Origin of the sequence: Allobosea sp. (assembly GCF_030695125.1) — a bacterium.
Classification (GTDB): domain Bacteria; phylum Pseudomonadota; class Alphaproteobacteria; order Rhizobiales; family Beijerinckiaceae; genus Allobosea.
On record NZ_JAUYTP010000022.1, the window covers coordinates 109893 to 123408 of the forward strand.

General features: G+C 68.8%; 11 protein-coding genes. 7 read left to right on the top strand and 4 right to left on the bottom strand.

What is annotated here, in order from left to right:
• Window positions 1-5: 5 nt before the first annotated feature.
• The 4 genes from Q8S38_RS06885 to Q8S38_RS06900 all read left to right on the top strand — a co-directional run bounded on the left by Q8S38_RS06885 (window position 6) and on the right by Q8S38_RS06900 (window position 3584).
• Entirely contained in the window at window positions 6-797 is a 792-nt protein-coding gene (locus Q8S38_RS06885; RefSeq protein ID WP_305679677.1) for a DUF2189 domain-containing protein, read from the top strand.
• An 85-nt stretch (window positions 798-882) separates the two neighbouring features.
• Window positions 883-1458 (top strand): DinB family protein, encoded by a 576-nt coding sequence (locus Q8S38_RS06890; protein WP_305679678.1) that lies wholly within the window; start codon window positions 883-885, stop codon window positions 1456-1458.
• A gap of 315 nt (window positions 1459-1773) precedes the next feature.
• Complete coding sequence (gene ssb / locus Q8S38_RS06895; protein ID WP_305679679.1) at window positions 1774-2313, top strand: single-stranded DNA-binding protein; 540 nt, start codon at window positions 1774-1776, stop codon at window positions 2311-2313.
• Between the two features lie 158 nt (window positions 2314-2471).
• Entirely contained in the window at window positions 2472-3584 is a 1113-nt protein-coding gene (locus Q8S38_RS06900; protein WP_305679680.1) for a M20 family metallopeptidase, read from the top strand.
• Window positions 3585-3740: 156 nt separating this feature from the next.
• Here the strand turns inward: Q8S38_RS06900 and gyrA are convergent, their stop codons facing one another.
• Entirely contained in the window at window positions 3741-6452 is a 2712-nt protein-coding gene (gene gyrA, locus Q8S38_RS06905; RefSeq protein WP_371125849.1) for a DNA gyrase subunit A, read from the bottom strand.
• Between the two features lie 498 nt (window positions 6453-6950).
• Here gyrA and Q8S38_RS06910 point away from each other — a divergent pair, with 498 nt between their 5' ends.
• Complete coding sequence (locus Q8S38_RS06910; protein ID WP_305679682.1) at window positions 6951-7583, top strand: MarC family protein; 633 nt, start codon at window positions 6951-6953, stop codon at window positions 7581-7583.
• Window positions 7584-7587: 4 nt separating this feature from the next.
• On the opposite strand, the gene Q8S38_RS06915 is transcribed toward Q8S38_RS06910, so the two are convergent.
• Complete coding sequence (locus tag Q8S38_RS06915) at window positions 7588-8253, bottom strand: DJ-1/PfpI family protein (protein ID WP_305679683.1); 666 nt, start codon at window positions 8251-8253, stop codon at window positions 7588-7590.
• 74 nt (window positions 8254-8327) lie between these two features.
• Between Q8S38_RS06915 and Q8S38_RS06920 the strand changes: the two genes are divergently transcribed.
• Both Q8S38_RS06920 and Q8S38_RS06925 read left to right on the top strand, forming a co-directional pair.
• Window positions 8328-9293 carry a GlxA family transcriptional regulator gene (locus Q8S38_RS06920; protein WP_305679684.1) on the top strand — a complete coding sequence of 322 codons (966 nt, stop codon included), beginning with the start codon at window positions 8328-8330 and terminating at the stop codon, window positions 9291-9293.
• Window positions 9294-9506: 213 nt separating this feature from the next.
• The gene (locus tag Q8S38_RS06925) at window positions 9507-10217 is read left to right on the top strand and encodes a L,D-transpeptidase (RefSeq protein WP_305679685.1); all 711 of its coding nucleotides are present in this window, start codon (window positions 9507-9509) and stop codon (window positions 10215-10217) included.
• Window positions 10218-10292: 75 nt separating this feature from the next.
• On the opposite strand, the gene Q8S38_RS06930 is transcribed toward Q8S38_RS06925, so the two are convergent.
• Together Q8S38_RS06930 and Q8S38_RS06935 are read right to left on the bottom strand one after the other, a co-directional pair.
• On the bottom strand, window positions 10293-11489 hold the full coding sequence (locus tag Q8S38_RS06930; protein ID WP_305679686.1) for an E22 family MetX-like putative esterase: 1197 nt from the start codon (window positions 11487-11489) through the stop codon (window positions 10293-10295).
• Window positions 11490-11605: 116 nt separating this feature from the next.
• Complete coding sequence (locus tag Q8S38_RS06935; RefSeq protein WP_305679687.1) at window positions 11606-13363, bottom strand: AsmA family protein; 1758 nt, start codon at window positions 13361-13363, stop codon at window positions 11606-11608.
• Between the last annotated feature and the right edge of the window lie 153 nt (window positions 13364-13516).

Sequence of the window (13516 nt, forward strand, 5' to 3'; positions counted from 1 at the left end):
ACGCCATGACGGACACGCAGACAACAGAGGCGCCGCGGCCCGACCCGGTGGTGCGCCGGATCGGCGTGCATGATGTGGTCGAAGCCTTCATCGCGGGCCTGCGCGATTTCCAGGCGGCCCCGCTCTTCGGCCTGTTCTTCGGCGGGCTCTATGCGCTGGCGGGGCTGGCGATCCTGATGTCGCTGACGCGTTTCGGCATGCCCTATCTGGCCTATCCGCTGGCGGCGGGCTTCGTGCTGATCGGGCCTTTCGTCGCGGTCGGGTTGTACGAGGTGTCGCGGCGGCGCGAGGCCGGGGAGCCGCTGGCCTGGGGCAAGGTGCTCGGCGTCGTCTTCGCACAGAGCCAGCGCGAACTCGGCTGGATGGCCTTCGTCACGTTGTTCGTGATGATGATGTGGCTCTACCAGGTGCGGCTTCTGCTGGCGCTGTTCCTGGGCTTCCAGTCCTTCGCCAGCTTCAACGGCTTTCTCAGCGTGATCGTGACGACGCCGGAGGGGCTGATGTTCCTCGCCGTCGGCAATCTCGTCGGGGCGGTGCTGGCGGCGGCGTTGTTTTCACTGACGGTGGTGTCGTTTCCGCTGCTGCTCGACCGCGAGGTCGACTTCATCACCGCGATGATCACCAGCGTGCGTGCCGTCGCCGCCAACCCGGTGCCGATGCTGGGCTTCGCGGCGGCGATCGTCGCCCTGTCGGCGATCGCGATGCTGCCGATCTTCCTCGGCCTCATCGTGCTCCTGCCGGTGCTCGGCCATGCGACCTGGCATCTCTACCGGCGGGTGGTCGAGCCGGCGGCCTGATCCGCGCCGGCGGCGATGCGGGGCCGGCCTGCTGTCATGACGTGTCGCACGGCCCGTGCCAGTCTGCCTCCGTGAGGAGAGGACGATGGACGAACGGCGACCCTACCGCGCGATGGCCTTCAACAATCTCTGGGCCAACCACCGGCTGCTGCGCAGTTGCGCGGGCCTCTCGCAGGCCGAATGGGTGGCACCGCGCACCGGGTTCTTCCCGAGCCTGCGGGCGACGCTCAACCACATCCTGATCATCGACCACTTCTATGTCGATGCGATGGAGGGCGGGACACTCGGCCCCGCCGCCTGGGCCAACCGCGAGCCCTGCGCGACGCTGCCCGAGCTTCAGGCCGCGCAGGAGGCGATGGACCGGCGCCTGATCGCCGTGGTCGAGGCGGCGGGCCAAGGTGCGGAGAAAGGCGGGCTGGAGCGGATCGTCAGCGTGCATCGCGGCGCCCGCATCCAGCGCGAGCGGCTCGACCGGCTGCTGCTGCACCTGTTCCAGCACCAGATCCACCATCGCGGCCAGGCCCATGCCATGCTCAGCGGCACGTCGGTGGCGCCGCCGCAGCTCGACGAGTTCTTCTCGGTCGGCGAGGCGGAGCTGCGGGAAGGCGAGTTCGCCGCGCTGGGGCTGAGCGAGGCGGCGGTGTGGGGGGAGGAGGGCTAGACATTGCCGATCCCGAACGGAGCCACCGCGTCATCCCGGGCTTGCCCCGGGATCCATCGGAGGGCTCCGGAGCTTTACGATGGATCCCGGATCTGCGCCGCTGCGCGGCTTGTCCGGGATGACGGCGCGCTTGTGGTTTCTGGGCAGCCTCGAGAGGACGGGGCGAGATCATCGCAGGCCCCACGAAATCAGGGGACAACCCTGCAAATGGCGCTTGAACAAAACAGGAACATCATTGATAGTGGCGCGGTCGGCCGGTAGGGTCGCGCTCCGGTGAAAAGCCGGTTTCGATGTGCGCAGGAAATGGAGCCTCTCATGGCTGGTAGCGTCAACAAGGTCATTCTGGTCGGCAATCTCGGCCGCGATCCCGAGGTCCGGCGGCTCGGCTCGGGCGAGCCGGTCGTCAATCTGCGCATCGCCACCTCCGAAACCTGGCGCGACAAGCAGTCGGGCGAGAAGAAGGAGCGCACCGAGTGGCACTCGGTGGTGATCTTCAACGAGAACCTCGCCAAGGTCGCCGAGCAGTATCTGAAGAAGGGCTCGAAGATCTATATCGAGGGCCAGCTCCAGACCCGCAAATGGCAGGACCAGTCGGGCGTCGAGAAGTACACCACCGAAATCGTGCTGCAGCGCTATCGCGGCGAACTGACGATCCTCGACAGCCGCGGCCAGGGCGGCGGTTCGGACGAATACAGCGAGGGCGGCGGCGGCATGGTCGAGGAGCGCTCCTCGGGCTCGTCCTTCGGCCGGTCGGGCCCGGCGAGCGGCGGCGGTTCGCGCCAGCCGGCGATGGCGGGCGGTAGCGGCGGGGGGCGTTCGTCCTCGAGCCATCTCGACGACGACATCCCGTTCTAGGCCGGACTCGCCGTTCGAGGCCGCATGCGACAGCAAGGCCGGGGCATCGCCCCGGCCTTCTTCATTCAAGCGGCTCTCGCCATGCCATCAGGGCAGGGCGCCCCTGTCGCGCGGTGTGCTTGCCGGCTTGTCGTGGTGCGGCCAAGGTCGCGTCCATCATGAACAAGCCCGATCCCGTCTCCGCCCTGTCCGTCTGGCTCGCTTTGGAGAGCCCCACCCACCACGCCCCCGGCGTCAACGGCATGATGGATCTCGTCGCCGCCGAGGTCGCAGGGCTGCCGATCGCGGTCGAGCGCATCCCCGGCTGCGACGGGCTCGGCGACAGCCTGATCCTGCGGGCCGGACCCGCCAAAAGCGAGCCGGCGATCGCGGTGATGTCGCATCTCGACACGGTCCACCCGGTCGGGACCAGCGCGCGCGATCTGCCCGTGCGGGTCGAGGGCGACCGGCTTTACGGGCCGGGCGTCTACGACATGAAGGGCGGCGCCTTTCTGGCGCTGCAGGCCTTCAAGCAGGTCGCGCTCGCCGGCAACGCGAAGCGGCCGCTGGTCTTCCTGTTCACGCCCGACGAGGAGATCGGCTCGCCGACGACGCGCGGGCTGATCGAGGAGATCGGCCGGGCCTCGGCCGCGGTCCTCGTCACCGAGCCGGCGCGCGAGGGCGGCAAGATCGTCACGGCGCGCAAAGGCGTCGGGCGCTTCGAGGTCAAGCTGGAAGGCCGGCCGGCGCATTCGGGCGCGCGCCATGCCGATGGCCGCAGCGCGATCCGCGAGGCGGCGCATCAGATCCTGGTGATCGAGGCGATGACCGATTATGCGCGCGGCGTCACCACCACGGTCGCGCTGATGGGCGGCGGCACGGCCGCCAACGTCATTCCCCAGCATGCCTGGTTCAGCGTCGATCTGCGCGTCGCCAGCGCCGCCGACGGCCGGGTGATGGAAGAGCGCATCCTTAGCCTCGCGCCGAAGGATCCGGACGTCCGCATCACCGTGAGCGGCGGCATGAACCGGCCGCCCTATGAGAAGTCACCCGAGGGCGCGGCCTTGTTCGAGACGGCGCGCGCGATCGCGGCCGGCATCGGCTTCGACCTGCAGGATTGTGCGATGACCGGCGGCGGCTCCGACGGCAACTTCACCGCAGCCCTCGGCGTGCCGACCCTGGACGGGCTTGGCATCGACGGCGAGGGCGCGCATACGCTGTCGGAATACGGGCTGATCTCGTCGATCGCGCCGCGGCAGGCGCTGATCAAGGGGCTGCTCGAGACGGTGTGAGGTTTCTCCTCGTCTGGCGTTGAGACGCGGGTGTCATCCCGGGTCTCCGCTTCGCTCCGTCCGGGATGACCGGCCTCCTGTGAGGGCCGAGAAACCAACGAAAAAGGGGCTGCAGCGATGCAGCCCCTTTCCATATCTTTGCAGGCAGCGACGCGCTTACGCCTCGCTCGCGCCCTCGGACGCCGGGCCGGCCTCGGCCTCGCCGTCCTCGCTCTCGCCCTCGTCGCCGATGCGCTCGACCGAGACGACCTTCTCGCTGGCGTCGGTGTTGAACACCGTCACCCCTTGCGTCGAGCGACCGGCGATGCGGATGCGGTTGCCCGGGCCGGCATCGACCGGCACGCGGATCACCTGGCCGCCATCGGTGACCAGCATGATCTGGTCGCGGTCGTCGACCGGGAAGGAGGCGATGAGCTTGCCGTTGCGGTCGTTGACGACCATGGCGACGATGCCCTTGCCGCCGCGCCCGGTGACCCGGTACTCGAAGGAGGAGCTGCGCTTGCCGTAGCCCTTCTCCGACACCGTCAGGATGAACTGCTCGGCGAGCTGCATCTCCAGCCGCTTGGCGCCGAGCTCGACCTCACCGGCCGTCTCCTCGCCGTCGCCATTGGCCGGCGCCTCGGCCACATCCTCGGCCTCGCCGTTGAGGGCGCGGCGCTGGGCGGCAGCGTCCTTCAGATAGGTCGCGCGCTCTTCCGGCGTGGCATCAAGGTGCCTGAGGATCGAGAGCGAGATCACCTCGTCGTCCTTGGCAAGCGTGATGCCGCGCACGCCGGTGGAATCGCGGCCCTTGAAGACGCGCACCTCGGTGACCTCGAAGCGGATGCACTGGCCGGCCGAGGTCGTCAGCAGCACGTCGTCGTTCTCGGTGCAGATCTGCACGTCGACGATGTGGTCGCCCTCGTCGAGCTTCATCGCGATCTTGCCGGCGCGGTTGACGTTGACGAAGTCCGACAGCTTGTTGCGGCGGACGCCGCCGGACGCGGTCGCGAACATCACGTCGAGCGTCTCCCAGCTCGCCTCGTCCTCGGGCAGCGGCATGATCGTGGTGATGCGCTCGCCCTTGTCGAGCGGCAGCATGTTGACGAGGGCCTTGCCCCGGGCGTTCGGCGCCGCCAGCGGCAGGCGCCAGACCTTTTCCTTGTAGACCTGGCCGAGCGAGGAGAAGAACAGCACCGGCGTGTGGGTGTTGGCGACGAAGAGGCGGGCGACGAAATCCTCGTCCTTGGTCGCCATGCCGGAGCGGCCCTTGCCGCCGCGCTTCTGGGCGCGATAGGTCGAGAGCGGCACGCGCTTGATGTAGCCGCCATGCGACACGGTCACGACCATGTCCTCGCGGGCGATCAGATCCTCGTCGTCGAGGTCGGAGCCCCAATCCTGGATCACGGTGCGGCGCGGCGTGGCGAAGGCGGCCTTCACCTCGGCCAGCTCGGCCTTGATGATGTCCTGGATGCGGATGCGCGAGCGCAGGATGTCGAGGTAATCGGCGATCTCGGTGGCGAGCTTCTGCAGTTCGTCGCCGATTTCGTCGCGGCCGAGAGCGGTCAGGCGGGCGAGGCGCAATTCGAGGATCGCCCGGGCCTGTGCGTCCGACAGGCGATAGGTGCCGTCGGCGTTGATCGGGTGGCGCGGATCGTCGACCAGCGCGATCAGCGGTGCGATGTCCTCGGCCGGCCAGTCGCGGTCCATCAGCGAGGCGTGCGCGGCGGCGGGCGTCGGCGCGGTGCGGATCAGGCGGATGACCTCGTCGATATTCGCCACCGCCGTCGCCAGCCCGCAGAGCACATGGGCGCGCTCGCGGGCCTTGTTGAGCAGGTAGCGCGTGCGCCGCGAGACGACCTCCTCGCGGAACTCGACGAAGGCGACGATGAAGTCGCGCAGGTTGAGCACTTCCGGCCGGCCGCCATTGAGCGCCACGAAATTGCAGCCGAAGGAGGTCTGCAGCTGGGTGAAGCGGTAGAGCTGGTTGAGGACGACGTCGGAGAGCGCATCGCGCTTGATCTCGATGACGACGCGCACGCCCTCGCGGCTGGATTCGTCGCGCAGGTCGGAAATGCCCTCGATGCGCTTCTCGCGCACCATGTCGGCGATCTTCTCGACCATCGAGGCCTTGTTCACCTGGTAGGGCACCTCGGTGACGATGATCGCCTCGCGCTCCTTGCGCAGCTCCTCGATATGCGTCTTCGAGCGCATCACGATCGAGCCGCGGCCGGTGTGGTAGGCGGCGTGGATGCCGCTGCGGCCCATGATCGAGGCGCCGGTCGGGAAATCGGGGCCGGGCACGATCTCGATCAGCTCGTCGATCGTGATCTCGGGGTTGTCGATCAGCGCGACGCAGGCGTCGATGACCTCGCCGAGATTATGCGGGGGTATGTTGGTGGCCATGCCGACCGCGATGCCGCCGGCGCCGTTGACGAGCAGGTTGGGATAGCGCGCCGGCAGGACCTTGGGCTCGCGCTCCTTGCCGTCATAGTTCGGCTGGAACTCGACGGTGTCGAGGTCGAGGTCCTCGAGCAGCGGCATCGCCGCCTTGTCGAGCCTGGCTTCGGTGTAACGATCGGCGGCGGGGGAATCGCCGTCCATCGAGCCGACATTGCCCTGGCCGTCGATCAGCGGCAGGCGCAGCGAGAAATCCTGCGCCATGCGCACGAGCGCGTCATAGACCGCGAGATTGCCGTGCGGATGGTATTTACCCATCGTGTCGCCGACGATGCGGGCGCATTTGGTGTAGGGCCGGTCGGGCAGGTTCTTGTTCTCGTGCATCGAGAACAGGATGCGCCGATGCACGGGCTTGAGGCCGTCGCGGACGTCGGGCAGAGCGCGGCTCACGATCACGCTCATGGCGTAATCAAGATAGCTCTTCTTCATCTCGTCGGTGATGGCGATGGGCTTGATGTCGCCGCCGAACTGCGGCTCGCCCGGGCGCTTGTCGTCTGTGTCGTCGCTCAAGGGATAAGGTCCCGATTCCGGTTATTTTTCAGTCCTCTGGCTAACCGATTCCGGCGCTTTAGGCCAGCCGCGCCGCCGGCTTTTCGGTGGAAAATAAGATCAATGAAATCAGTTGCTTGGGCGTCATTTTCGAAACGCCTTCCGCTGCGCTCCACATTCCCGCCTCGATTGAGCGTCGGCGCGGCTCGAAACGGCCTCGTCCGCAGGTTGGGGGCATGGGCCGATCTCCAGCCTTCATCCTGAGGAGGTCGCTTCAGAGACCGTCTCGAAGGATGCTCCAGCTCATCCCAGAGCCTCCTGGAGCATCCTTCGAGACGCTGCTGCGCAGCTCCTCAGGATGGGGGCCTAGATTCGGCAGCTGCCCTGGGCAGCCGTCGGCTCTTCCGAAGCGGCGCGCGGCATGCCTTAAGTGCCGCCATGCAACTCGACTTCCTCACCTCCGCGCTCGTCACCCTGCTCGTCACGCTCGATCCGCCGGGGCTCGCGCCGATCTTCCTGTCGCTGACGCAGGGCATGTCGGTGGCTGAACGCCGGCAGGTCGCGATCCGCGCCTGCATCATCGCCTTCGGCATCCTGGCCTTCTTCGGCGTGGCCGGCGACATCGTGCTGAAGGCGCTCGGCGTCTCGCTGCCGGCCTTCCGCATCGCCGGCGGTCTCCTGCTGTTCTGGATCGCCTTCGAGATGGTGTTCGAGCGGCGTACCGAGCGCAAGCAGCAGACCGCGACCACCGCGATCACGCAGGATCACATCCGCAACGTCGCCGCCTTCCCGCTGGCGATCCCGCTGATGGCGGGGCCGGGCGCGCTGACCGCCATCATCCTGCTGGCCGGGCGGGCCGAGGGCGACCCGCTGCGGCTGACGGCGCTGGCGATCATCTGCGGGCTCGTGATCCTCTCCTGCCTCGCCGTGTTCCTCCTGGCGACTCCGCTCGCCCGCCTGCTCGGCATCACCGGCAACATCGTCCTGACACGGCTGCTGGGCGTCATCCTCGCGGCGCTGGCGGTGCAGTTCGTGATCGACGGGGTCAGCGCGGTGGTCCGGGCGGGGTAGGCGCTCACAGCCGCGCCAGAATCTCCTCGCGCGCCTTGCGGGACCCTGCGAGCCGCAGCCGCGCCGCCTGCAGGATGTCGGCAGGCGCCTCTCGCGGCGTGCCGGCATCGAAGGGTGGCTGCGGTGCGTATTCGATGGCGAGCTGGATCGTCTGCGCCTCGGTCTCGCCGAGCAGCTCGGCCACCACCGTCAGCCCGAAATCAATTCCCGAGGTGACACCGCCGGCGGTGATCAGCGTGCCGTCGCGGACAACCCGCTCCGGGACCGGCGTGGCGCCGAAGCGGGTCAGGAAGTCGAGCGCGTTCCAGTGAGAGGTGGCGCGCTTGCCCTTCAACAGCCCGGCCGCACCGAGCACCAGCGAGCCGGTGCAGACGGAGGTGAGATAGCGCAGGCTGGGCGCCCGCTCGCGCAGGAAGGCGAGCACCGTCTCGTCCTCCAGCAAGGCATTGACGCCGGCGCCGCCCGGCACGCAGAGCACGTCGAGCGGCGGGCAGTCGGCGAAGGTCACGGTCGGCGTCAGCATCAGCCCGGTGGCTGAGCGCAGCGGCTGCAGATCCTTCCAGATCAGATGGACCTCGCTGCCGGGCACCGACGCGAAGACTTCATAGGGGCCGGTGAGGTCGAGCTGCTGGACCTGGGGAAAGGCGAGAAGGCCGAAGCGAAGGGTCATGGCGAAGCATCCTTGTTGACGCCACAACGATAGCCGCTCAGGGTCTGGCCGGATCGCCAATGAGCCCTCGTTTCATGCCAAATTTGCTCCGTCGGATCGAAGTCGTCGCCTTCCCCAAGGTTCAGCTCCTGGATGTCGCGGGGCCGCTTCAGGTTTTCGCCACCGCCAACGACCTCGCCGCGCTCGACGGCCAAGCGCTGCCCTATGACCCCGTCGTCGTCGCGGCGGGCGCGCAGGTAAGGACCAGCGCCGGCCTCGATCTCGGCACCATCCCGTTGCCGCCCGTCGAGGCGCCGCTGCACATCCTGGTCGTCGCCGGCGGCTGGGGCGTCTACGAGGCCTGCGAGGATGCGCGGCTTGTCGACTGGATCGGCCGGCGTGCCAAGGCAGCGCGGCAAACGGCCTCCGTGTGCAGCGGCGCGTTCCTGCTGGCCTCGACCGGCCTGCTCGACGGGCGCCGGGCCGTCACCCATTGGCAGCGCTGCGCCGAATTTGCGCGCCGGTTCCCGAAGGTTCATCTCGACCCCGACCCGATCTTCATCCGCGACGGCGACATCTGGACTTCGGCCGGCGTGACGGCCGGGATCGATCTGGCGCTGGCGCTGGTCGAGGCCGATCTCGGGCGCAAGGCGGCGCTGGCGGTCGCGCGACAGCTCGTCGTTTTCCTGAAGCGGCCCGGTGGACAGGCGCAGTTCAGCGCCGCGCTCTCCCTGCAGGAGCGGGACGGGCGCTTCGACGACCTGCATGGCTGGATCGTCGAAAACCTGCGCGGCGACCTCAGCCTCGACCGTCTCGCCGCTCGCGCCGGGATGAGCCTGCGCAGCTTCGCGCGCCATTACCGGCAGGCGACCGGCCGCACGCCGGCCAAGGCGGTCGAGACGCTCCGGATCGAGACGGCGCGGCGGCTGCTCGAGCAGGGCCTGGCGGTGGCGCGGGTCGCGTCCCGCTGCGGCTTCGGCTCGGAGGAGACGCTGCGCCGCGCCTTCCAGCGCCGTTTCGCCGCCAGCCCGCAAAGCTATCGCGAACGGTTCGCGGGATAGCGCGGCGTCGAGAGCCGAACGCGACGCCCGGTCGCGGTCAGCCGAAAGATCACGTCAGTCGGCCGGGGCTCGTCGCATCTTCCGCGCTCCGTCGCCACGGCCCGGGGTTGCCAGCCGCGCCATGTCCCGGCAAAATCTTGGCAGCGGGAGACGTGCAGCAGAGTTTGCCGGCGGATTATTCCGTCGGGCAGCAGACATGGAAAGCCTCCGATCATGATCAGCGACGGTGAAAAGGCCGGTATCGGCACGCAGGACGAGACGGCCGGGCTCGGGCGTCGGGCGGGACGCCTCGACCGGCGGTCGTTCCTGGTCGGCTCGGCGGCGGGCCTCGGCGCGATCGGGCTCGGCGGTTGCGTCACGCCCGACGGGATGAGCCTCGCCGAGGCGCAGAAGCTGTATGGGCCGGTGCCGGAAGAAAAATTCCCGATCCCCGCGGCCGATGTCAGCAAGGTCGATCCGCGGTTTTTCCGTCGCACGGTCGCCTATGAGACCAAGGAAGCGCCCGGCACGATCATCGTCGATCCCGGCAATTACCATGTCTACCGGATCGAGGAGGGCGGGCAGGCCACCCGCTACGGCGCCAATGTCGGGCGCGAGGGGTTCCTGTGGCATGGCGACGCCTATATCGGGCGCAAGGCCGAATGGGCGACCTGGACCCCGCCCAAGGAGATGATCAAGCGCCAGCCGGAGGCGGCCAAATATGCGCGCGGCATGCCCGGCGGTCTCGATAATCCGCTCGGCGCCCGCACGCTGTATCTCTACCAGAAGGGCGCCTACACGCTCTATACGATCTATGCCTCCCTCGATGAGGAATCGATCGGCTCGGGCATCACGAGCGGCTGCGTCGGCCTGCTGACTCAGGACATGATGCATCTCTACGATCGCACGCCGGTGAAGACGAAGGTCGTCGTGCTGCCGGCCTAGCGCCGAGCGAGGCGGCTCGCCCGGGACGACTCGGGCGCGTCGCGACAGAGCGGCTGCCGCGCGACTGCGTCGGCCCTATTTCTCCAGAAACGCCCGGATCGCGCCCTCGGCCTGCTTCATCGAGATGACGCCGTCGAGATGGCCGCGCGCGCCCTGGATGTGGACATGGCTGACGTCGACGCCGCCCTTCCTGAGCGTGTCGGCGGTCCGGTCGACCATGTCTGCGGTGAAGACGAGGTCTTTGGGCTGGGTGATCAGCAGCACCGGCGCCTTGATCTTCGTCGCCGCGTCCGTGAGCGAGGTGCCGCCTGCGGCGAAGAGCTGGTTGGCCTTGACCAGATAGAGGAAGTGGTTGGCGTCGGAGACTTTTGCGCGGGCCTCGCCGGCATTGTCGAGGATGCTCTGGACCTGGAACTTGCTGCCCAGTGATTTCGCCGGGTCCTCGCCCTCCTTGGCGGCGCGGCGGCCGAAGGTGGCGTTGGCCCAGTCGGCATGGTTGGCTTGCAGTGTCACCACCGTCAGCGCCTTGGCCAGCCCAGCATTGGGCGGCGTCTTGCCGTAATAGTCGCCCTTGTTCCAGTTGGGATCGACCAGGATCGGCGCCGCCCAGACGTCGAGCCAGGCGATGAGCTGGGCGTCGGCCTCGCCCGCGCCGATGACCGGCATCGCCTTGGCGACCATCTCGGGGTAGCGCGCCGCCCATTCGAAGGTCTGGAGCGAGCCCATCGAGGGGCCGGCGACCAGGGCGAGCCGCTTGATGCCGAGACTTTCGACCAGCGCCTTCTGGACAGCGACGAAATCGCCGACCGTCACCACCGGAAAGTCGAGCGCATAGGGCTTGCCGGTGTCGGGATCGATCGAGGCCGGACCGGTGGTGGTGGTCTTGGGATCGCCGGTGTTGAGGTTCACCAGCGTGTCGGAGGACAGGACGAAATACTTGGTGGTGTCGATCGCCTTGCCGGGGCCGATGATCGCGTCCCAGTAGCCGGGCGCGGCGTCCGTGGCGGCGTATTTGCCGGCGGCGTGCGAGTTGCCTGAGAAGAAGTGGCAGATCAGCACGGCATTGGACTTGTCGGCGTTGAGCGTGCCGTAGCTCTCCCAGCCGACCTTGACGTCCTTGAGGGTGCGGCCGCTCTGCGTGGTGTAGCTCGGCAGCGTGAAGACCTTCTTCTCGGTCATCAGGTCCTGGGCGGCTGCCGGCTGTCCCACGCTCATCAGATCCATCGCCATCCATCCCACGACGCCGGCCGTGGCCGCAATCCAGTGTTTCATCGCCGCTCTCCCTCGTGGGGCCGCCATCCGCCCGGTGCGGCCGTCCCGTCGTGCGAGCGGCCTTGGCTGCATCCAAGCGGATTTCGCGGGCCGGCGAAAGCGGGAAAGCCGCGCCCTCAGCGCAGCGGCAGCGGTTCGCCGATGGCGGCGCCGGTGGGGCGCAGCAGCGCCTCGGCCTGGAGTTCGAAGGCGGGGGCCGCCAGGGTGCCGTTGAGGCGGAAGGGCAGCCGCAAAGGGCCGGTCACGGGCTGGAGCAGCGCCGCCATGTCGAGCGACCCGTCGGTCAGCGCGGCGCTGCCGACCAGAGTCAGCCGGTAGCCGGCGCCCGCCATCTGGGCCTCGCTCAGGGTCAGGACGCCGTCTGCGACAGTCAGGTTGGCGGCGGCGGTCTCGAAGGCCGTCTTGCCCTGGCGCCAGTCACGCACGGCCAGGCTCGGGTTGCGCTCGGCCCTTCGCAGCAATTCGCCGAAGGAGAAACCGGCGAGCTCGCCCTGGCGCACCGCGACCGTGCCCCTGCCGCTGAGCGAGCCGAGAATGGCCGGCAGCGAGCGGCCGAGCCCGTCGAGGCTGAACTGGAGCGCGCCGGTGCCGCTGAGACGGGCCAATGGCGGCAGGTCGGCTCCGGCCCGGCCGAGATTGACCTTCTCGATGCCGCCGACGAACTTGACGTCGATGCCGCCCGGCGTCGCGGTGGCGAGCAGGCGCGCCTTGGCGCTGCCGCCATAGGCGCCGGCGCGCAGGATGCCAGCCTCGAAGCGGCCCTTCTTGACCAGGAGATAGGTCGCGACGTCGGTCAGCCGCGCACCCTCCAGACGCGCGGCCTCCACCGAGACGCGCAGGTCGATGTCCTGGGCCGTCCAGGCCTCGAAGGGCAGGGCGGCGGCGTCGGGCGCCGCATCGGCCGGCGGCAGATCCAGCCGCTGCACGAGCCGGCCGAGATCGAGCGTCGCGCCGGCCAGCGTGCCCGACAGGGCGGTGCGGCCGGCGATGCTGGTCAGATTGAGCGCGCCGTCGAGACGGTCGCCGTCCACCCGCACCGCGACATTGGTGAGCACGGTGTCGTGGGGCCTGATGCGGATGTCGGCCGTGAGGTCGACCGCCCCGACGGCCGAGGCAAGGCGCGGAGCCTCGCCGAACCAGCCGAGCAGGTCGCGCAGCGAGCGGGCCGTCAGGGTCATCTTCCCGGTGGTGATCGGCTCGGGCGCGCTGCTACGGGCGCCATCGAACTGCAGTTTCAGCGGCGGAGCGGCGATGCTGAGCATGGTCCGTCCCCGCGCGGTCGCCACGGGCCAGATCAGCTTCACTTCGGTCGGGACGCCGCGCCAGCTCAGGGTCCCGGCCACGGCCAGCGGGTCCTGCGCCCCGCGCTCGTCGATGACGAGATTGACCTCGCGCAGGATGGTCTGGATCGCGCCCTGCGCCCGCAGGAAGACCGACCCGGCGGTGATGACGATGCGGCTCTGGCCGCGCAGCCGCTCGATCGCCTCGAGCGGGACCGCGAGCCAGTCGGCCAGGCCGTCGCTCTGCGCGGGAACCACGACGTCGAGCTGCGGCCCGACCAGATCGATCCGGTCGAAATCGATCCGCCCCGCCAGCAGCGGCAGCAGCCGGGCCTGGGCACGCAAGCGCAGCGCCTGACCCGACAGCGCCCCGTCACGCTGGCTGAAGGCGACCTGGGACAGGCTGATGCGCGGCCAGGGCAGCAAGGCGATCTCGGCGCGCTCCAGCGCGGTCACGACGAGGCCGGTACGGGTCTCGATCGCCGCGATGACGTGTTTCTCGACGCGCGAAACCGCGATGCCCCAGGACTGCAGGCCCAACAGCCCGAGCGCCAGGACGAGAACATAGGCGAGGATCGAGGCGCGTCGCGTCATGAGCTTCCGAAACGTCAGAGCCTCGACTCGCGCTCGCGCGCCGGGTCCTGCGGAGATGGATCGCCTGTGACGGATGTCGCGCAAGGCGCCGCCGCCAAGGCAGGAGCCGGCCCCGATCCGATGGGTCGAGACCAGCGATCGCCCGAAACGCGG